Annotated in this window: 15 protein-coding genes; 14 read left to right on the top strand and 1 reads right to left on the bottom strand. The window is 58.2% G+C overall.

Annotation, left to right across the window (positions count from 1 at the left end):
• Positions 1-126 precede the first annotated feature (126 nt).
• The 14 genes from T518_RS11950 to nspC all read left to right on the top strand — a co-directional run bounded on the left by T518_RS11950 (position 127) and on the right by nspC (position 19,658).
• Positions 127-8,823, top strand: a complete 8,697-nt coding sequence (locus T518_RS11950) for an S-layer homology domain-containing protein (RefSeq protein ID WP_248617143.1) — start codon at positions 127-129, stop codon at positions 8,821-8,823.
• Positions 8,824-9,004: 181 nt separating this feature from the next.
• Positions 9,005-9,367: a YlxM family DNA-binding protein gene (gene ylxM / locus T518_RS02990; protein ID WP_036374921.1), complete on the top strand. Its 363-nt coding sequence runs from the start codon at positions 9,005-9,007 to the stop codon at positions 9,365-9,367.
• A 3-nt stretch (positions 9,368-9,370) separates the two neighbouring features.
• Positions 9,371-10,744: a signal recognition particle protein gene (gene ffh, locus T518_RS02985; protein ID WP_036374919.1), complete on the top strand. Its 1,374-nt coding sequence runs from the start codon at positions 9,371-9,373 to the stop codon at positions 10,742-10,744.
• Between the two features lie 39 nt (positions 10,745-10,783).
• The gene (rpsP, locus tag T518_RS02980; RefSeq protein ID WP_005840070.1) at positions 10,784-11,059 is read left to right on the top strand and encodes a 30S ribosomal protein S16; all 276 of its coding nucleotides are present in this window, start codon (positions 10,784-10,786) and stop codon (positions 11,057-11,059) included.
• Between the two features lie 17 nt (positions 11,060-11,076).
• On the top strand, positions 11,077-11,304 hold the full coding sequence (locus tag T518_RS02975; RefSeq protein ID WP_036374911.1) for a KH domain-containing protein: 228 nt from the start codon (positions 11,077-11,079) through the stop codon (positions 11,302-11,304).
• Positions 11,305-11,402: 98 nt separating this feature from the next.
• Positions 11,403-11,834: a YlqD family protein gene (locus T518_RS02970; RefSeq protein ID WP_036374908.1), complete on the top strand. Its 432-nt coding sequence runs from the start codon at positions 11,403-11,405 to the stop codon at positions 11,832-11,834.
• A complete protein-coding gene (rimM, locus tag T518_RS02965) occupies positions 11,806-12,342 on the top strand; it encodes a ribosome maturation factor RimM (RefSeq protein WP_036374905.1) in 537 nt (178 codons plus the stop codon). Before T518_RS02970 ends, rimM begins: the two co-directional genes overlap by 29 nt.
• Entirely contained in the window at positions 12,332-13,072 is a 741-nt protein-coding gene (gene trmD, locus T518_RS02960) for a tRNA (guanosine(37)-N1)-methyltransferase TrmD (RefSeq protein WP_036374903.1), read from the top strand. The genes rimM and trmD overlap by 11 nt, the downstream gene beginning before the upstream one ends.
• 149 nt (positions 13,073-13,221) lie before the next feature.
• A complete protein-coding gene (speD, locus tag T518_RS02955; RefSeq protein ID WP_036374899.1) occupies positions 13,222-14,013 on the top strand; it encodes an adenosylmethionine decarboxylase in 792 nt (263 codons plus the stop codon).
• Positions 14,014-14,061: 48 nt separating this feature from the next.
• Positions 14,062-15,513, top strand: coding sequence for an aminotransferase class I/II-fold pyridoxal phosphate-dependent enzyme (locus T518_RS02950; RefSeq protein WP_036374896.1), 1,452 nt, complete (start codon positions 14,062-14,064; stop codon positions 15,511-15,513).
• 40 nt (positions 15,514-15,553) lie between these two features.
• Positions 15,554-16,414: a polyamine aminopropyltransferase gene (gene speE / locus T518_RS02945; RefSeq protein WP_036374893.1), complete on the top strand. Its 861-nt coding sequence runs from the start codon at positions 15,554-15,556 to the stop codon at positions 16,412-16,414.
• Complete coding sequence (gene speB / locus T518_RS02940; protein WP_036374890.1) at positions 16,395-17,273, top strand: agmatinase; 879 nt, start codon at positions 16,395-16,397, stop codon at positions 17,271-17,273. The genes speE and speB overlap by 20 nt, the downstream gene beginning before the upstream one ends.
• Positions 17,274-17,310: 37 nt before the next feature.
• Positions 17,311-18,513, top strand: a complete 1,203-nt coding sequence (locus tag T518_RS02935) for a saccharopine dehydrogenase family protein (RefSeq protein ID WP_036374888.1) — start codon at positions 17,311-17,313, stop codon at positions 18,511-18,513.
• Positions 18,513-19,658 (top strand): carboxynorspermidine decarboxylase, encoded by a 1,146-nt coding sequence (gene nspC, locus T518_RS02930; RefSeq protein WP_036374885.1) that lies wholly within the window; start codon positions 18,513-18,515, stop codon positions 19,656-19,658. Before T518_RS02935 ends, nspC begins: the two co-directional genes overlap by 1 nt.
• An 82-nt stretch (positions 19,659-19,740) precedes the next feature.
• Here nspC and T518_RS02925 read toward each other — a convergent pair whose 3' ends face one another.
• On the bottom strand, positions 19,741-20,664 hold the full coding sequence (locus T518_RS02925; RefSeq protein WP_051652169.1) for a DMT family transporter: 924 nt from the start codon (positions 20,662-20,664) through the stop codon (positions 19,741-19,743).
• Positions 20,665-20,675 lie beyond the last annotated feature (11 nt).

The following is a 20,675-nucleotide window of genomic DNA, read 5'->3' as shown; positions in this document are numbered from 1 at the left end:
GGCGCTACGGCCTTTGGCAATCGTTCACGGGCGCTGTCGCAGTACGCTACTTCATTCGGTGACAATTCAGTATCAGCCGGCTCCATGTCCTTTGCCTTTGGCACAGATAACATAGCCGGTGCGGCATTGGACGATAATGGAGCCCTTGAGCTGACCGATGGCTCGCGCATGGATTCTTACGGCAACAAGGCGTATACGACAACCAGTGCAGAAGGAAAAACGACTACTTACTCCATCAAAGGCATGGGCATCCCCAGTGGCGGCGATATCCATGATTATGTGGTAGTGACCGGCACCAAGGCCGATCGTACGACTGGGACCTACGTAGAGGACTATCAGGGCGGCATTGCGGAAGTCAAGGTCAATGCCGATGGAACTGTCACCAAGGTCAAGGATCTCTATAGCGGTAAATATGGCGGTTGGTACCAGTATGACGAAAATGAAAAATTAGTAAGAAATGCAAAGGGAATTCCTGTGGTAACGGCGTCTGCGGATATGAAGAGCATTCCCGTCACCCTGGACAAAGCAACACCGGGCAGCAATGGCTATACGCTGAACGGTTTCAAGAATGCCACCGCCTTCGGCTATTCCACTGAAGCTTCCGGCAACAACGCCACGGCCTTCGGCAACGACACTAAGGCCAAGGCGGCAGCTGCTACGGCCTTTGGTAAGACAACGACGGCTTCGGGCGACAATGCCACGGCCTTCGGTCTCAGCACTACAGCTTCCGGCAAACAGACCACGGCTTTCGGCAGTTCGACAACTGCCTCCGGTGACAACGCCACCGCCTTCGGCGAAAACAGCACTGCCTCCGGCGAAGCCGCAACCGCCTTCGGCATCGATTCCACCGCTTCGGGTAACAATTCTCTCGCCGGTCTGGGCGGCACCGCAAGTAACGAGAACTCGATTGCACTCGGTAAGGATACCAAGGCTGATAATGCAGATAGTGCAGTCTCCGTAGCCATTGGACAGAATGCAGAGGCTTCCGGTGCACAATCCTTGGCCATCGGTTTTGGCAATGTGTCTGAGACCAATCAGTCCGGAAACACGCCATATCCTGTCAGCGCAACACAGGCTGCTGCCAAAGGGGCCATTGCTATTGGTATCAATACCGGCGCTAAAGGGGAACATTCTATAGCCATGGGCTCTCATACCGATGCAGCCAAAGACTCGTCGGTGGCCATTGGCTTTGACACGCATGCCGTCGAAGATTCGTCTGTGGCCATCGGCAGTGGTACAAAGGCAGCTGGCCGCTACTCGGTAGCTCTGGGCCTGAGTTCGATTGCCGGCACGGAAACAAATGATGAGAAAAATCCGCTGGATGGCGGCGGTAGCGTAGCCATAGGTTATGCTGCTTCAGCTGAAGCCTCCCGCAGTATTGCCATCGGTACCGGTGCAACAGCAGCAGATTCGCAGTTCACTACTGCCGTTGGTGATTCTACGACAGCTCAGGCTGAAGGCAGTGTGGCCATCGGTGCCGGATCCATTGCAACGAGAGGTGCAGGAAATAAGGAAAGCATCGTCTCCACCGATATTAATACAGGTAAGACAACCATAACCTATGGTGATGAAAAGAAGGCTTATCTGAAACCGGATACTCTCTCCACGGACAAGATAAGTACCTGGGAATCGACCACAGGTGCTGTGTCGGTTGGCGGTCAGGCCACATATAAAGAATATGACGACAATGGAAACCTTGTTAAGAAAACGAAGCTGCTCACCCGTCAGATTACCAACGTAGCAGCCGGTTCCGATGATACTGACGCCGTCAATGTCGCCCAGCTCAAAGCCGCTCAGCCGACTGTCACGTCGAATGACCACTCTGTGACCATTGCTACATCCACTGATTTAACAGACTATCACAAGAACTATGACTTGAAGATTGCCACGGCCACCTTGTCGCCGGAAACGAATGGCTCGGGAAACAGTGCTGTGGCAACTGGTAAGGTTACCGTTACCAATCCGACATATACAGGCAGTGACAGAAAACCTGTTACAAACGAGAATGCCTATGTAACAGGCAATAGCGTGGCAGATGCCATCAACAACTCCGGCTTCAAGCTGACCGCATCATCGTCCGAAGGTGCGGTGACTGGCAACAAAGAGACCTTAATCCATCCGGGCGATACCGTGACAATCGATGCCGGCAAGAATATTTCCTTGACCCAGGATAAAGGCAAGATCTCGATCGCCACGAAGGACAACCTCAACTTGGGGTCTGCTGATAGCAAAGATGATAAGCAGCAGGATGTGCCGGGCACTAATGGTTCTATTACGGTCAATGGCAAGAACGGTTCTTCCGTTGCCATCAACGGCCAGGATGGTTCCATCGGCCTGACCGGTCCGAAGGGGACAGATGGCACGAGCACGTCCATCCAGATGTCGACAATCATGTCTGATCCTACACTGGATGATAGTAAGAATACCAAAACGACCAGTGGTGAAGGGGAACAGCAGACAACCACGACCCAAGCTCCGCGCATCCAGTACAAGAACGGCAACACTACCTATGAAGTCGCCACGATGGATGACGGTCAGAAGTATGCCGGTGATGTACAGGCCATCGATGCAAAGGCGAATGCATTCAGCCGCAAGCTCAATGAACAGACCAATATTGTCGGTGGAGTCACAAAGCTGGATGCTCTGTCGACAGGAAATAACGTCGGCGTTGTTTCAAATGGTACAGATACGTTGACCATTCGCCTCGCTAAAGAACTCACTGACTTGACCAGCGTCACCACGGTAACAAAGGATGCCAAGGGGAATAAGACGAGCGAGACGGTTCAGAATGGCAAGGGCATCACAATCATTCCGTCTACGTTGGGCGCTGGAAAGACGACTGTATCGCTGACAGACAATGGCCTCAGCAACGGCGGCAATCAGATTACCCATGTTGATAGCGGCTTGAAAGATGCAGCTGGCCATGAGGTTGAACTGAAAAATGCTACCGGTGATGTGCTGAACAATGCAGTCAATGTAGGAGACCTGAAAAACGTACAGAATGCCGTCACTTCTGCCCATACGGCTGTTACCGTCAATGGTAGCGTGGAAGCTCCTGCTGTCGCTGCTGATGGAAAACTTGGGAACTATACGGATAAAGAAAAAGGCAACCTGCTCCTGGCACAGAAGAAAGATACTACTACCGGCAAGATTACCTATGACCTGAAACTCAATGATAATGTCATTCTTGGCAAGGATACCTCTGACGGCAAAGATGGCCAGGAAGGCACCATTGGCCTCACCGGTAAAGATGGTCTTCCGGGCACTGATGGCAAGCAGGGATATAGCACTACCATTATCAAGACGGAAAAAGGACAGGCAGGCAAAGATGGGAAGACCGGCAAGGAAAATCTTGGCGGCACGGACATCAACCGCATTGTCTATACCGATAAGGATGGCAGCAATCCTCAGACCGTGGCTACTCTGAGTGATGGCCTGAAGTTTGCTGGTGATGACATTTCTAAGACAGTTGACAAGAAACTCAACGAAACCCTGCAGATTCGCGGCGACGGTAGTTATGATGAGAAACAGAATACTGTAGCTGATGATGGCAACATCAAGACGTCTGTCGACAATGGTGCTGTCAAGGTTTCGCTGAGCGACACGATCAACCTGCATCAGGCTGGTTCCTTGACCGTCGGCGGCGATAAGAAGGATGGTTCTAAAACGGTGGATGATCCGATTGTCATCAAGCACTTTGACGATAAGACGCTCGATGTAATCACAGGCGTCGACGAGAATGGCAAGTTGATTACCGCTAAGGAAGGTAAGGCTGGTGACTATGTCACGGGCCTTGATAATAAGGCTTGGGATGTAAGCAATCCGACCTATGTTAGCGGTCGCGCGGCTACAGAAGACCAGCTCAAGACAATCAGTGACGCGGTCAATAAGGCTGCATCGACAGCTGGTAAGCATACAGTCGTTACGGTCAACGATAAAGATAGTAGTGAAACAACAGCTACTGTTGGAACCAACGGAAAATATGGTGCCTATAGCGATTCTACCAAAGGAAACCTGCTTATCGCATCTAAGGATGAAAATGGCAAGACAACCTACAACATCAAGCTCAACGACCAGCTGGCCATCGGTAAGAAAGGCACGCCTGGCCAGGACGGCAAAGATGGTACGGATGGCAAATTCACTGTCGAAACCAGCAAGGGCACCACTGTGGTCATCGGCCATGACGGTAAGGACGGTAAAGACGGTATTTCCGTGAAAGGCAACGACGGCAAGGATGGCGTTACCATCGGCGTTACCAATGGTAAGGATGGCAAGGACGGCAGTGAAGGCCATATCGGCCTCACCGGCCCTGTCAGCAAAGATGGCAAGGATGCTAGTGCAGACATCCATGTCAAGAATGGTCAGAACGGCGTAGATGGCACTGATGGAAACAACGGCAAAGACGGCATGGATCGCATTGTCTATGAAGACCACAACCATATTACCCATGAAGTCGCCACCATGGATGACGGCCTGCAAATCGGTGCCAATGCCGCAGCTAAGGAAAACGCTGCTAATCCGGTCAGCAATAAGCTGAACAGTACCATCAATATCAAAGGTTCAGATGCTAAAGCCAACCATACTTATACTGACGACAACCTGACCACGACAGTGGAACAGGACGTTGATGGAAACACGACGGTCAAGGTCCTCATGGATAAGGACATCACTGGCAATAGTGTTACCGTCGGTAAAGACAGCAAAGATGGTGAAGCTGGTAAGGATGGCTATGATGGGCAGGAAGGTTCTATCGGCATCGCCGGTAAGAACGGCATCAATGGTAAGGATGGCAAACAGGGCATCACGACGACCATCATCACGACCGAAAAGGGCCAGAATGGTAAAGACGGTGAAGTCGGCAAGCAGGGTGCTCCGGGCGTCGATGGCAAGGACATCACCCGTATTGTCTATAAGAATGGACAGGATGGTGAAAACGGCCAGGGCGGCAAGCACGTCGTCGCAACACTGGACGATGGCCTGAACTTCGTCGGTGATGATAGCAAGGCTAAACCGGTTGCCAAGAAACTCAACGATACGTTGCAGATTCGCGGCGATGGCACGTATGATGAAAAGACTAAGAAGAGCAATGGCAACATCCAGACTTCTGTCGAAGGTGGAACAATCAAGGTTGCTCTGAATGACAAGATCAACTTGCATCAGGATGGTTCCTTGACCGTCGGCGGTAACAAGAATGGTGATGCTGCTGATGGAAACGACCCGATTCTCATTAAGCACTTTGACGAGAATACTCTTGATGTGATTACAGTTGTCGATAAGGATGGCAATACGACTACCGCCAAGGCAAACAAAGCTGGCGACTATGTCACGGGCCTTGATAACAAGGACTGGAATGTCGACAAGCCGGAATACGTCAGCGGCCGTGCGGCTACCGAAGACCAGCTCAAGACAATCAGTGACGCGGTCAAAGAAGCTGCAACTACGGCTGGCAAACATACAGCCGTGACTGTAGAAGGCGGAAAGCCTGCCGGGACGTCAGACTATAGCGGTGAAAACCTGAAGCTGAAAGTCACGGATACAAATGGTCAGAAGACGTATGACCTGAAACTCAACGATAATCTGAACCTCGGCACGGTTGGCAAAGATGGTGCGAAAGGTACAGATGGCTCCGTTGGTCTCAAGGGTGCAGATGGCAAATCCAGCATCGGCCTCAACGGCAAGGATGGCATCTCTGTTATTGGCAAGGATGGCCAGAATGGCGTCAGCATCACGGGCTCGAACGGCCTCAATGGTAAGGACGGCATCGATGGCAAGATCGCCATCGGTACGCCGGGCAAGGACGGCCAGCCGGGCAAAGATGCAGTTTCCATTTCCGGCCAGGATGGTGAAGGCCATATCGGCTTGACCGGCCCGAAGGGGCCGAAAGGCGCTGACGGCAAAGATGGTCAGAACGCATCGGCTGATATCCACGTCAAGAATGGCCAGGTCGGTGTCGATGGCACGGACGGTCATGGCGGCAAGGATGGTATGGACCGTGTGGTCTATGAAGACCACAATGGTGTTACCCATGAAGTCGCCACGATGGATGACGGCCAGAAGTATGCCGGTGATTTCGGCGATGGTGCTTCGGTCAAGCTGAACAAGACAGTTACTATCAAGGGTAATGTTGCAGCAGGTAAGACGAAAGATGATTTTGTCGACGGCAATATCGCTGTTGTAGCTAATAAGAATGGCGAAGACGGTGAACTGTTGCTCAAGCTGAACAAAGACCTGACGGGGCTCAACAGTTCTTCCTATGCGACGACGACCAGAGTCGATGGTAAGGATGTAACCTCGAAGACCGTAGTGGATGGCACGGGGCTCAAGATTGATAATGGCCCGAGCATCACCAATACGGGCATCGATGGTGGCAAGCATCAGATTACCAACGTGGCCAGCGGCAAAGATGGGAAGATGTATGACACAACGGTTGAAGGCCAGGAGAACTGGAACAATGCCGCCAACATCGGTGATGTCACGAATATCGCGAAGTCGGCCGCGGATGGTGTCCAGGCCAAGAGTGGCAAGAACATCACAGTGGACGACAACAATAAGGTCAACTTGAACGACCATATCACTTTGGGCGATGCTGCGAATAAGGCTAAACAGGTGGATATCGACGGCAATGGCGCAAAGATCACGGCCGGCGATGGCAACAACAAGGTCACTGTCGATGGCTCGAAAGGCCAGATTATCGCTGGCGGTGACAATGGCGTCAAGATCGGCAATATCGCAGGGGGTGACAGAAGCCTGACCATCTACGATAAGGATGGCAATGCTACGAACCAGACTGACAAGGCTGGCAAGTATGTCACCAACTTGGGCAACAAGACCTGGAACAAGGATGGTTCCTATGTCAGCGGCCGTGCTGCTACAGAGGATCAGCTCCATCAGGTCGAGTCGAATGTCAACAAGCAGATTGCTGATGTGAACACGAAGATCGACGAGGTCGACAAGCACCATACGGAAGTCACCGTCAATGGCGGCACGGCTGCGAAAGCGGACGGCTCCTACACGGATGGCAATCTCCAGCTGAAGCAGACGACTGGCGAGGATGGGCAGAAGGTCTATGACCTGAAGCTCAACGACCAGCTCAAGGTCGGCCAGAAGGGCGACGCTGGCAAGGCTGGTAAGGACGGCAACGTCACGGTCGAGACAAAGGGCGGCACGACTGTCGTCATCGGCCATGATGGCAAGGATGGAAAAGACGGCAGGGATGGCCTCTTCGTCACCGGTAAGGATGGCAAGAACGGCAAGTCTGGCGTTTCCATCACCGGTCCGAACGGCGTTGCTGGCAGGGATGGTGTCGACGGCAAAGTCGGCATCGCTGGCAAGGACGGCAGAGATGCGGTCTCGATTGCTGGCAGGGATGGTGTCGGCCATATCGGCCTGACGGGCCCGAAGGGCGCAGATGGCAAGGATGGTGCTTTCACGGACCTTTCCACGATCCTCGGACAGGCTACGCTGGATTACGCGAAGAATGTGAAGGGGAAGGATGGCGACGCCAAGGACGAAAAGGCATCCCGCATCCACTACGAGACGACGGCCGCGACGAAAGATGGTGAAAAGATAGTCTCCCATGAGGTCGCCACGATGGACGATGGCATGAAGTACAGCGGTGATTCTGGCAGCGTGGCGGTGAAGCTGAACAATAATGTCCAGCTCTACGGCGGTGCGAAGGAATACGCGGCTGGCGACAACATCGGCGTCGTTGTTTCGCAGGATGGCGATAACGCTAAGATGCAGGTCAAGTTGGCCAAGGACCTCAAGGGCATTGACAGCATCGATGCCAAGACAGTCACGACGGGCAATACGACCATCAACAACGGCGGTCTGACGGTCAAGGGCGATGACAAGCACAAGGACATCACGGTCCAGCAGGGCGCGGTCAATATGGGCGGCAACAAGGTCGAGAACGTCGCGCCGGGCCGCATTGCGCCGGATTCGACGGATGCGGTCAACGGCAGCCAGCTCGCGCAGCGCGACCAGGCGATCGGCAAGCTCGGTGGTGAGGTCAGCAGTCTCGACCGCCGTGTCGACCGCGTCGGTGCTGGTGCTGCGGCTCTCGCGGCACTTCATCCGCAGAACTTCGACCCGGATGACAAGTGGGATTTCGCGGTGGGCTACGGCAATTACCGCGGTGCGAATGCGGCGGCAGTCGGTGCGTTCTACCGTCCGAATGAGGACACGACGCTGTCGGTCGGCGGTACGGTCGGCGGCGGCGAGAACATGGTCAACGCTGGCATCAGCTTCAAGTTCGGCCAGGGCAACCATGTGACGAACAGCCGCGTCGCGATGGCAAAGGAGATCCTCGCGCTCAAGGACTACGTCCAGAAGCAGGACGAGAAGATCGAGAAGCTCGAAGCGCTCGTCGGCCAGCAGGGCACGGCAAACGCGCCGAAGCGCCGTTCCATCCTGTTCCCGGATGTGCCGGAGAACCACTGGGCGTATGTCTACGTCAAGAAGCTGGCCGACCGCGGCCTGCTCGAGGGCTATCCGGATGGCGAGTTCAAGGGCACGCGCACGATCACGCGCTATGAGTTCGCCGCCATCTTCTCGCGGGCACTCGAGAACGGTGCCAGCGTCGACGGCGACATGGAGCGCATGTCGGAAGAATTCGAGCCGGAGATCCGCGAGCTCTCCCTGACCCGTTTCCGCGTCGACCGCGTCGAGGGCGATGACAACGACCGCCATAAGATCGAGCGCGTCCGCGTCAACGACCGCGATGAACTGGTCAAGCAGAAGAACGGCGAGCAGAAGAAGCGCTACCGCGATGTCTACGGCAGCGTGATCGAGAAAGACGCGCCATCTGACGCTGTGAAGTAAAGTCAATAGGCAAACAGAAAAAGAGAAGGCATCCAGCAAAAAATTGCTGGATGCCTTCGTTCATGTCTCATTTTTTTAGGCCTGACAAGGAAAAATGCTTGACACAGTGGCGGAGAGCCGCTATAATAGCCTATGTCAAGCAAAACGCCTTGGCACGATATCAGGATTAAGGTGGGGCAGGATGGAGCAGCTTTTGTATTTGTCGGCGCTGTTTGATTTTTATGGGGCGCTTTTGACAGAGAAGCAGCAGGAATGCCTCAAGATGCATCTCTTTGAGGATTTTTCCCTGTCGGAGATCGGCGAGGAGCTCGGGATTTCCCGGCAGGCGGTCTACGACAACATCCATCGCTCTGAAAAGGCCATGGAATCGTACGAAGAGAAGCTTGGGCTCGTGGCGCGTTACCAGAAGGAGCGCGCGGTGCTCGCGGACATCTGCCGCTCGGTCAAGGCCCTGCGAACGGATGCCAACAGCGCTGCGGTCGGCGACATCCTCGCGCGGCTCGTGCCTCTCCTTGGTAGCAGTGAATATGGCCGGGAGGTATGATTTTTGATTTTTGAAAGTTTATCGGACCGACTCCAGGCAACCTTCAAGAAGCTCCGCGGCCACGGCAAGCTGACGGAGGACGACGTCAATGAGGCGATGCGCGAGGTGCGCATGGCACTTCTCGAAGCCGACGTCAACTTCAAGGTAGTCAAGCAGTTCATCAAGACGGTCAAGGAACGCGCCATCGGCCAGGACATCCTCGAGACGCTGACGCCGGCTCAGGTCGTCATCAAGATCGTCGATGAGGAGCTCACGAAGCTCATGGGCGGCACGCAGAGCCGTCTCAACATCAGCCCGAAGCCGCCGACGGTCATCATGATGGTCGGTTTGCAGGGCGCCGGTAAGACGACGTCTGCCGGCAAGCTCGGCCTTGCGCTCAAGAAGCAGGGCAAGCGCCCCCTGCTCGTCGCGGCGGATATCTACCGCCCGGCGGCCATCACGCAGCTGCAGGTCCTCGGCAAGCAGCTCGACATCCCTGTGTTCTCGATGGAGCAGGGGACGGACGCTGTGACGATCGCGAAGAGCTCGATCGGCTACTCGCAGTCGCATGCCTGCGATGTCGTCATCATCGATACGGCGGGCCGCCTGCAGATCGATGAGAAGCTCATGCAGGAGCTTCGCGACATCAAGTCGGAGGTCCATCCGCATGAGATACTGCTCGTCGTCGATGCGATGACGGGCCAGGAATCGGTCAATGTCGCGCAGGCGTTCAACGACGCGCTCGGCCTCGACGGTGTCGTCATGACGAAGCTCGACGGCGATGCCCGCGGCGGCGCGGCGCTCTCCGTCAAGGCGGTCACGGGCGTGCCCATCAAGTTCATCGGTCTTGGCGAGAAGCTCGAGCCGCTCGAGCCGTTCCATCCGGACCGCATGGCCTCGCGCATCCTCGGCATGGGCGATGTGCTCTCGCTCGTCGAGAAGGCACAGGCGACTTTCGACATGGAAGAAGCCAAGAAGATGGAGAAGAAGCTGCGCAAGGACGAGTTCACGCTCGATGATTTCCTCGCGCAGATGCAGCAGGTCAAGAAACTCGGCTCGCTCGACAACATCTTAGGCCTGATTCCGGGCATGGGCGGCCTCAAGAAGCAGCTCGCCGGACAGGACATCGACCTCGACGGCAAGGAGATGCGCCAGATCGAGGCAATCATCAAGTCGATGACGCCGAAGGAGCGCGCCAACATCACGATCATCAACGGCAGCCGCCGCAAGCGCATCGCGATGGGCTCCGGCACGCGCGTGCAGGACGTCAACAAGCTCTTGAAGCAGTTCGGCGAGATGAAGAAGATGATGAAGAAAATGAAGAAGATGCAGAAGGGCAAGAAGGGCCTGCCGAATCTCGGCGGCCTGGGACTTCCCAAATTGCCGTTCATGCATTGAGATATTTCCCAAACCCAATTTGAAAGGTGGTGAATTCACATGGCAGTAAAGATTCGTCTGAACCGTATGGGTGCAAAGAAGAATCCGTTCTATCGCATTGTTGTCGCGGACTCCCGCGCACCGCGCGATGGTCGTTTCATCGAGGTCCTCGGTAACTACGATCCGTCCCAGAACCCGGCAGTCGTCAATGTTGACGAGGAGAAGGTTCTCGACTGGATGGGCAAGGGTGCTCAACCGACGGACACCGTTAAGAATCTCTTCAGCAAGAAGGGCCTCATGGCTAAGTTTGCTGAGGCAAAGAACGCTAAGAACTGATTGAGTGAGGCTACAGCATGAAAGAACTTGTTGAAGTCATCGCGAAGTCCTTAGTGGATCATCCGGAAGATGTCCGCGTTGAGGAGGAGCAGGAAGACCGTCAGGTCACGCTGAAGCTTCACGTGGATGAGGATGACATGGGCAAGGTCATTGGCCGCCAGGGCCGCATCGCGAAAGCCATGCGCACGGTTGTCAAGGCCGCAGCCACCCGGGAGAACAAGAAAGTCTCGGTTGATATCATTTGAAAAGAGCGGCATCGCCCCACATGCATCTGCATGGTATGGGCATTGCCGCTGTTTTTGTATCTTGAACAAGAAGCAGAGAAGCAGAAAAGAGGAATACCATGGATACGATTTCGCTCAAGATGCCGGTGACGGTCAAGGCTAAGGTCACGGAGAAGCTCAAGGAGAAGATGACGAAGGAGCTCGCAGAGGGCATCCAGCGCGCAGAGCTCGAGCTGCAGCAGCTCGACATCCAGGAGAAGCGCGTCATGCAGGAAAACGGCCCGGCGAACCCGCAGGAGCCGACGCCGCAGGAGATCCAGCGCCTCAACGCCATCCAGCAGCACTTCGGCCAGGAGCGCCAGAAGCGTGCGGAGTACCGCGCGCAGGCTCTCGCGCAGAAGGAGCAGACGGAGAAGCTCAAGATCGGTTCGGAGATCGTGCAGGGCACGCTCGAGCGCCAGGTCGAGGTCAAGGTCGGCGACGATATGCGTGAGCTCATGAATGTGGAAGTGCTGGTGGAAGATGACAAGATTATCGCCATCCGCGGCTAATAAGAAAAAAGACCGCGTGACGATCGGCAAGGTTGGCGCGGTGCACGGCATCCACGGCGAGCTGCGCATCATCCCGCTGACGGACTTCGTCGAGCGCTTTGCTGGCATGAAGGAAGTCATGGTCGGCGATGAGATGCTGCACATCGAGAGCTGCAAGTTCCACAAGCAGTTCGTGCTGCTGAAGTTCCGCGAGTACCCGGTGCGCGAGCAGGCCATGCGCCTGACGGGCCAGCTGCTGACGGTCGCGCGCGACGAGGCTGTGCCGCTTGAAGAGGGTGAGTTCTACACCTTCGACATCATCGGGCTGACGGTCTATGATATGGCGGGCACGGAGCTCGGCACGGTCGAGAACGTCCTGCGCACGGGCAGCAATGATGTCTACCAGGCGCGCCGCCCGGACGGGCGCGAACTGCTCATACCGGCGCTCAAGGCGGTCGTGCACGAGATCGACATCGCGGGCGGCCGCATGGTCGTCGATCTGCCGGAGGAGACGGACGATGCGCATTGACATGATCACGCTGTTCCCGGAGATGTTTGCGGGGCCGTTCGGCGCGAGCATCACGAAGCGCGCCGTGGAGAAGGGCATCCTCGACATCCACTTCACGAATTTCCGCGACTACTCGTTTGACAAGCACAGGCATGTCGATGATTCGCCGTTCGGCGGCGGCGCGGGGATGGTGCTGAAGCCGGAGCCGATGTACCGCGCTGTGCGCGCGGTGCTTGAGGAGACAGCCATGCATGCGGCGAGCCGCCGCGTGCTGATCATGGACCCGGCGGGGCCCGTCTTCACGCAGGCAAAGGCGAAGGAGCTCGCGAGCTACGAGCAGCTCGTCTTCATCTGCGGCCACTACGAGGGTTTCGACGCGCGCATCTACCCGCTGGCTGACGAGGCCATCTCCATCGGCGACTTCGTGCTGACGGGCGGCGAGCTACCCGCGATGGTCATCACGGATGCCGTCTCGCGCATGCTGCCGGGCGTGCTCGGCGATGCAGAGTCGGCGCCGACGGACTCGTTCTACGACGGGCTCCTGGGCTTTCCGCAGTACACGCGGCCGCGCGACTTCGAGGGCATGGAGGTGCCGGAGGTGCTGCTGTCGGGCGACCACGCGAAGATCCGCCAGTGGCGCCATGAGCAGTCCCTGCGCCTGACGAAGGAGAAGCGCCCGGACCTGCTCGCGAAGAAGGCGCTCAGCGACGAGGACCGCGAGATCCTGCGCCGCTTCGAGCAGCCCGGCTGACGGCGGGGACACCTGCTCAAGAGAGGGCTCCGGGCGCAAGATTCTTCTTGTTTCAACGAGTTGAATCTGCTACAATAAAGCTAACGATAGCAGACAGGCCACGGCTTCTGGAGCCGTGGCCTTTTTGGTGAAAGGCAGGGGTTTGTGGATTGGAGGAAAAGCTGAAGCTGTACGGCTTCAATAACCTGACGAAGGCATTGAGCTTCAACATCTATGATATCTGTTATGCGAAGTCGGAGCGGGAGCAGCAGGACTACATCAAGTACATCGACGAGCAGTACAACTCGGAGCGCTTGACGAACATCCTGTCGACGGTCACGGAGATGATCGGCGCGCGCATCCTCAACATTGCGAAGCAGGATTACGACCCGCAGGGAGCGAGCGTGACGATGCTGATCGCGGAAGAAGACGCGGTGACATCGGGGCGCAAGAAGCCGGTCGAGTCGGCCATCCTCGGCGACACGATCCTCGCGCATCTCGACAAGAGCCATGTGACGGTGCACACGTACCCGGAGTTCCACCCGGGCACGAGCATTGCGACGTTCCGCGTCGACATCGATGTCGCGACGTGCGGCGAGATCACGCCCTTGAAGACGCTCGACTACATGATCGCGCAGTTCGACTCGGACATCATCACGATGGACTACCGCGTGCGCGGCTTCACGCGCGACCTCAACGGCCGCAAGCTCTTCATGGACTCGAAGATGCGGTCCATCCAGGAGTTCATTGCCAAGGAGACGCTCGACCGCTACGATGCCGTCGACATCAACCTCTATCAGGCGAATCTCTACCACACGCGCATGCTCATCAAGGAGCCGCAGCTGCAGAACTACCTCTTCAATACGGATATCTACGAGATCCCGCCGAAGGACCGCCTGGCCATCAGCAACAGCCTGCGCCGCGAGATGATCGAGATCTACAGTGGGCGCAACCTCTACTGAGGTGACGTGCTCTGCGCATATACTACACACGATAAGGAAGTGAAGGAAATGGGAGGATATCTGACTCAGGACCGCGCGCCGATCCTCGAGGCGCTCGAGCGCATGAAGCGCGCGCGCCTCGTGCCGTTTGATGTGCCGGGCCACAAGCGCGGCCGCGGCAATCCGGAGCTCCGGGACTTCCTCGGGGAGAAGTGCCTCGACGTCGATGTCAACTCGATGAAGATGCTCGACAATCTCTGCCATCCCGTCTCGGTCATCCGCGATGCGGAGAAGCTCGCGGCGGAGGCCTTTGGCGCGGCACATGCGTTCTTCATGGTTGGCGGCACGACGTCGGCCGTGCAGGCGATGGTGCTGACGGCCGTCGGCCGCGGCGACAAGATCATCATGCCGCGCAATGTGCACCGCAGCGCTATCAACGCGCTGATCCTCTGCGGCGCAGTGCCGGTCTACGTCAACCCGCAGATGGACCACACGCTCGGCATCTCGCTCGGCATGCGCGTCGAGGAAGTCAAGGACGCCATCAGGCGCCATCCCGACGCGAAGGCCGTGCTCGTCAACAATCCGACGTACTACGGCATCTGCTCGAACTTGCGCGAGATCGTTCGCCTCGCACACGAGCACGGCATGATGGTGCTCGCCGACGAGGCGCACGGCACGCATTTCTACTTCAACGACAAGCTGCCCGTCTCGGCCATGGCGGCGGGCGCTGACATGGCGTCGATCAGCATGCACAAGTCGGGCGGCTCGCTGACGCAGAGCTCGATGCTGCTCTGCGGCCCGAACGTCAATGCGGGCTACGTGCATCAGGTCATCAACATTACGCAGACGACCTCAGGCTCGTACCTCCTGCTCTCGAGCCTCGACATCAGCCGCCGCAACCTCGCCTTGCACGGCCAGGAGATCTTCGACAAGGTCATCCGTCTTGTCGAGTACGCGCGCGACGAGATCAACGCCATCGGCGACTACTACGCCTACAGCCGCGAGCTCATCAACGGCGACTCCGTCTACGACTTCGACACGACGAAACTCTCCATCTTCACACGCCCGACGGGCCTTGCGGGCATCGAGGTCTATGACCTGCTGCGCGACGAGTACGACATCCAGACGGAGTTCGGCGACATCGCGAACCTCCTGGCCTACGTCTCAGTCGGCGACCGCCCGAAGGACATCGAGCGCCTCGTCGCGGCGCTCGCGGAGATCCGGCGCAACTACCGCAAGGATTCCTCGAAGATGCTCAAGGCCGAGTACATCGAGCCGGAAGTCGTCTACGGGCCGCAGGAGGCATTCTACGCCGAGAAGGAGTCGCTGCCGCTCGAGGATACGGTCGGCCGCGTCTGCAGCGAGTTCGTCATGTGCTATCCGCCGGGCATCCCGATTCTCGCGCCGGGCGAGCGCATCACGGACGAGATCCTGACCTACATCCGCTACGCGCGCAAGAAGGGCTGTCAGATGACGGGCCCTGAAGACATGACGATCGCACGGCTCAATGTCGTGAAGTGATCGTGAAAGGATACCGATAAAAATTAAGAGGGGGGATTTCATGGAACTCTGGTTTACCGAACACCACACGCCGAATGTCCGCTTTTCCATCAAGGTGGACCGCCAGCTCTACTCGGGCCGCAGCGAATTTCAGCGCATCGACATCTTCGATTCGAAGGAGTTCGGCCGCTTCCTGACGCTCGACGGCTACATGATGCTGACGGAGATGGATGAGTTCATCTACCACGAGATGATCACGCACGTGCCGATGTGCGTCAATCCGGATGCGCACGACATCCTCGTCATCGGCGGCGGCGACGGTGGCACGGTGCGCGAGCTCTTGCGCTACCCGACGGTGCGCCACATCGACCTCGTTGAGATCGATGAGCTCGTCGTCGAGGTCTGCAAGAAGTACCTGCCGCAGACGGCGGGCTGCCTTTCTGACCCGCGCATCTCCATCCACTACGAAGATGGCCTCAAGTACGTGCGCCACGCGGAGGACGCCTACGACCTCATCATCGTCGATTCGACGGACCCGTTCGGGCCGGGCGAGGGGCTCTTCACAAAGGAGTTCTACGGCAACTGCTACAAGGCGCTGCGCGAGGACGGCATCATGGTCAACCAGCACGAGAGCCCGTTCTACCAGCAGGACGCCTACGCGATGCAGCGCGCCCACAAGCGCATCGTCGATTCCTTCCCGATCAGCCGCGTCTATCAGGCGCACATCCCGACGTACCCGTCCGGCCACTGGCTCTTCGGCTTTGCCTCAAAGAAGCGCCATCCCGTCAAGGACGTCAACTGGGTGCGCTGGAATGCCCTTGGCCTCAAGACGCGCTACTACAACACGCAGCTGCACGTGGGCGCCTTTGCCCTGCCGAACTATGTGGAGGAGATGCTAAGAGATGTTGAACCGGAATCGTAATGTCGAGACGTTCCTCGGCTGTGAAAACACCTACGAGGAGAGCCGCATTGTGCTCTACGGCGCGCCGTTTGACTCGACGACGTCGTACCGCCCGGGCACGCGCTTCGCGAGCCGCACGATGCGCGCGGAGTCGTATGGGCTCGAGACGTACAGCCCGTACCAGGACCTCGACCTCGAAGACGCGAAGGTATTTGACGGCGGCGACCTCGAGCTCTGCTTCGGCGACACGGAGATGGCGCTCGGCGACATCGAGGCGTGTGCGCGCGATATCGTCGCGGATGGCAAGCTGCCGTTCCTCATCGGCGGCGAGCACCTCGTGACACTGCCGGCCTTCCGCGCCGTGCAGGCAAAGTACCAGGATGTCGCCGTCATCCACTTTGACGCGCACACGGACCTGCGCGAGGAGTACCTCGGTAACCGCCTCTCGCACGCGACAGTCATCCGCCGCATCTGGGAGATCATCGGCGACGGCCGCATCTTCCAGTTCGGCATCCGCAGCGGCGAGCGCGCGGAGTGGTACTGGTCGGCCGAAGGCCACACGAAGATCCAGAAGTTCAGCTTTGCTGGCCTCGACGAGGCGATTGAGTCGCTGGCGGGCCGCCCGGTCTACCTGACCATCGACCTCGATGTGCTCGACCCCTCGTGCTTCCCCGGCACGGGGACGCCGGAGGCGGGCGGCGTGCGCTTCACGGACCTCTTGTCCGCCGCGCTGCGCACCATCCGCGGCTGCCGCATCGTCGGCTGTGACATGGTCGAGCTCTCACCGCCTCTTGACCCGAGCGGTGCCTCGACGGCCACGGCCCTCAAGCTCCTGCGCGAGATGCTGCTCGCGCTCGAGAAGCCTTACATCCAGGAATAAAACTTGTTCTACATTCTATATCTCAGGAGGTATTACCATGGGAAAAGCTTTGATCATCGGCTGCGGCGGCGTCGCGAGTGTCGCCATCCACAAGTGCTGCCAGAACTCGGACGAATTCAGTGAGATCATGATTGCCTCGCGCACGAAGTCGAAGTGCGACGCGCTCAAGGAGAAGCTCGAGGGCACGACGAAGACGAAGATCCGCACGGCGCAGGTCGATGCCGACAATGTCGATGCGCTCGTCGCGCTCATCGAGGACTTCCAGCCAGACGTCGTGCTGAACCTCGCGCTGCCGTACCAGGACCTGCACATCATGGATGCCTGCCTCGCGACGAAGACGAACTACGTCGACACGGCCAACTATGAGCCGGAGGACACGGCGAAGTTCGAGTACAAGTGGCAGTGGGCCTACCGCGAGCGCTACGAGAAGGCCGGCATCACGGCGCTCCTCGGCTCCGGCTTCGACCCGGGCGTCACGGGCGTCTTTGCCGCCTACGCGCTCAAGCACCACTTCGACGAGATCAACTACATCGATATCCTCGACTGCAACGCCGGCGACCACGGCTATCCGTTCGCGACGAACTTCAACCCGGAGATCAACATCCGCGAAGTCTCGGCCAACGGCAGCTACTGGGAGGACGGCCACTGGGTCGAGACGAAGCCGATGGAGATCAAGCGCGTCTACAACTTCCCGGAAGTCGGCCCGAAGGACATGTACCTCCTGCACCATGAGGAGCTCGAGAGCCTCGGCCTCAACATCCCGGGCATCAAGCGCATCCGCTTCTTCATGACGTTCGGCGAGAGCTACCTCAATCACCTCCGCTGCCTCGAGGATGTCGGCATGACCTCCATTGAGCCGATCGAGTTCGAGGGCAAGAAGATCGTGCCACTGCAGTTCCTCAAGGCTGTGCTGCCGGATCCGGCAAGCCTCGGCCCGCGCACGAAGGGCAAGACGAACATCGGTTGCATCTTCCGCGGCAAGAAGGACGGCAAGGACAAGACGTACTACCTCTACAACATCTGCGACCATCAGGAATGCTACAAGGAAGTCGGCTCGCAGGCCGTCTCCTACACGACGGGCGTGCCGGCCATGATCGGCGCGATGCTCATCATGAACGGCACCTGGAAAGGCCCGGGCGTCAAGAACATCGAGGAGTTCGACCCGGATCCGTTCATGGACGCCCTCAACAAGTGGGGCCTGCCGTGGAAGGAGAGCTTTGACCCGGAGCTCGTCGACTGATGGGGAAATTGGCATCACATTACCGCAAAGAGTTCTTCGAGGTGCCGACGCCCTCGTACGTCATCGCCAAAGACCTCTTGGAGCACAACCTGCGCATCCTGCACGAGGTGGAGGAGAGCACGGGCGCGCATGTGCTGCTCGCCCAGAAGTGCTTCTCCATGTACCACTACTACCCGCTGATCGCTCAGTACCTCTCGGGCACGACGGCCAGCGGCCTCTACGAGGCCAAGCTCGGCCATGAGGAGATGGGCAAAGAGAACCATGTCTTTTCGCCCGCCTACAAGGAGTCGGAATTTGCGGAGCTCACCAAGATCTGTGACCACATCATCTTCAACTCCTTTGCCCAGTGGAAGAAGTTCGGCCCGGAGGCACTCGCAGCCGGCGCCTCGTGCGGCCTGCGCATCAACCCCGAGCGCTCGACGCAGGACCACGCCATCTACGACCCGTGCGCGGAGGGCTCGCGCCTCGGCGTGCGCCTGCGCGACTTTGATGAGAGCGCCATCGGGGGCCTTGAGGGCCTGCACTTCCACACGCTCTGCGAGCAGGGAGCCGATGCGCTCGCCGTCACGCTCGAAGCGGTCGAGGCGAAATTCGGCAAGTACCTGCCGCAGATGAAGTGGATCAACTTCGGCGGCGGCCACCACATCACGAAGGCAGGCTACGACATCGCCCTCTTGAAGAAGTGCATCCGCCGCATGCAGGAAAAGTACGGCCTGACGGTCTACGTCGAGCCAGGCGAGGCCGTCGCGCTCAACGCGGGCTTCCTCGTCGCCGAGGTGCTCGACATCCAGCAGGAGAACGCCATCGCCATCCTCGACACATCGGCTGCCTGCCATATGCCCGACGTCATCGAGATGCCGTACCGCCCGCCCGTCCTCGGCAGCGGCGAACCGGGGGAGAAGGCCCACACCTACACCTTCGCCGGCCCGACCTGCCTCGCCGGCGACACGATCGGCACATACTCCTTCGACGAGCCCCTCGCCGTCGGCGACCGCATCGTCTTTGGTGACATGGCCATCTACACCATGGTCAAGAACAACACCTTCAACGGCATGCCCCTGCCCGCCATCATCGCCAGCGACGAGGACGGCAGCTGGCAGCCCGTCCGCCAGTTCGGCTACGAAGACTTCAAGATGAGGCTCTGAGAAGCTGAGCATCGATACAGAATCAAAAAGCGTCTCTGTTGCATGATGCAGCAGAGACGCTTTCTTTTTGCGCGTATTTTGCTTATTTCCGCGTCAAGAGGATGACGGCAGCGAGGATGCTCAGGGCGCCGAGCAGGTCGAAGGGGGTGAAGGCGATGTGGAGCAGAGTGACGGAGAGGAGGATGGCGGCGAGGGGTTCGGCGGAGCCGAGGATGCTCGTCTCGGCGGGCTGGAGGTACTGGAGGCTGCCGAGGTAGCAGGCGAAGGCGATGACGGTGCCGAAGACGATGATGTAGGAAAAGAGCAGGGCGGCTGTCGCGTTGAAGAGGCCCGTGAAGTCCCATGGGCGCGAGACGGGCAGGAAGAGCAGGCCGCCCACGAGCATGCCCCAGCCGATGATGAGTGTCGGGCGGTACTTGCAGATCAGGCGCTTCGGCTGGACGGTGTAGAAGGCGGCGGCAAAGGCCGAGAGCAGTCCCCAGAAGAGGGCGGGCGGCGAGATGGCGAGGCTGGTCAGGCTGCCGTGCGTCACGAGCAGGAAGGTGCCGAGGACGGCGAGCGCGACGCAGAGGAGTTCGCCAAAGGGCGGCAGCCTGCGCGTGCGCAGCGCTGCCCAGGCGACGATGACGACCGGCATGAGGTACTGGAGGATCGTGCCGGTCGCGGCGTTGCTGTACTTGATGGCGGCGAAGTAGGTGTATTGGACGCCGAGCATGCCGAGGACGGCAAAGGCGACGGTCTCGACGGCGTCACGCCGTTCGCGAAAGACGGCGAAGAGATCCTGGCGGTAGAAGGCGAGGTCGATGAGCAGCAGCATTGCGCCTGAGAGAATGAGGCGCACGCCGACGAGCCATTCCGTCGAGAAGGCGCAGTTCTGCAGGATGTACTGCCCCGCGACGCCTGAGCCGCCCCAGAGGACGGCACCCGTCAGCGCGAGCGCTATGCCGCGGCGGCGCACTGTGCGCGCGGGCGGCGTGGGTGATGCAGGATTCTTGGCAGTTGGCATTTGGCTGTTCC

Source organism: Mitsuokella jalaludinii DSM 13811 (genome assembly GCF_000702905.1).
In the GTDB taxonomy this organism is placed as follows: Bacteria; Bacillota; Negativicutes; order Selenomonadales; family Selenomonadaceae; genus Mitsuokella; species Mitsuokella jalaludinii.
This window is presented reverse-complemented; position numbering and strand designations above follow the sequence as displayed.

Excerpts from the sequence above, each read along its gene's own strand:
- ylxM (WP_036374921.1), top strand. The coding sequence starts at position 9,005 with ATGGAGCAGCTTTTGTATTTGTCGGCGCTGTTTGATTTTTATGGGGCG.
- rpsP (WP_005840070.1), top strand. The coding sequence starts at position 10,784 with ATGGCAGTAAAGATTCGTCTGAACCGTATGGGTGCAAAGAAGAATCCG.
- T518_RS02975 (WP_036374911.1), top strand. The coding sequence starts at position 11,077 with ATGAAAGAACTTGTTGAAGTCATCGCGAAGTCCTTAGTGGATCATCCG.
- T518_RS02970 (WP_036374908.1), top strand. The coding sequence starts at position 11,403 with ATGGATACGATTTCGCTCAAGATGCCGGTGACGGTCAAGGCTAAGGTC.
- rimM (WP_036374905.1), top strand. The coding sequence starts at position 11,806 with ATGACAAGATTATCGCCATCCGCGGCTAATAAGAAAAAAGACCGCGTG.
- trmD (WP_036374903.1), top strand. The coding sequence starts at position 12,332 with ATGCGCATTGACATGATCACGCTGTTCCCGGAGATGTTTGCGGGGCCG.
- T518_RS02950 (WP_036374896.1), top strand. The coding sequence starts at position 14,062 with ATGGGAGGATATCTGACTCAGGACCGCGCGCCGATCCTCGAGGCGCTC.
- speE (WP_036374893.1), top strand. The coding sequence starts at position 15,554 with ATGGAACTCTGGTTTACCGAACACCACACGCCGAATGTCCGCTTTTCC.
- speB (WP_036374890.1), top strand. The coding sequence starts at position 16,395 with ATGTTGAACCGGAATCGTAATGTCGAGACGTTCCTCGGCTGTGAAAAC.
- T518_RS02935 (WP_036374888.1), top strand. The coding sequence starts at position 17,311 with ATGGGAAAAGCTTTGATCATCGGCTGCGGCGGCGTCGCGAGTGTCGCC.
- nspC (WP_036374885.1), top strand. The coding sequence starts at position 18,513 with ATGGGGAAATTGGCATCACATTACCGCAAAGAGTTCTTCGAGGTGCCG.
- T518_RS02925 (WP_051652169.1), bottom strand. The coding sequence starts at position 20,664 with ATGCCAACTGCCAAGAATCCTGCATCACCCACGCCGCCCGCGCGCACA.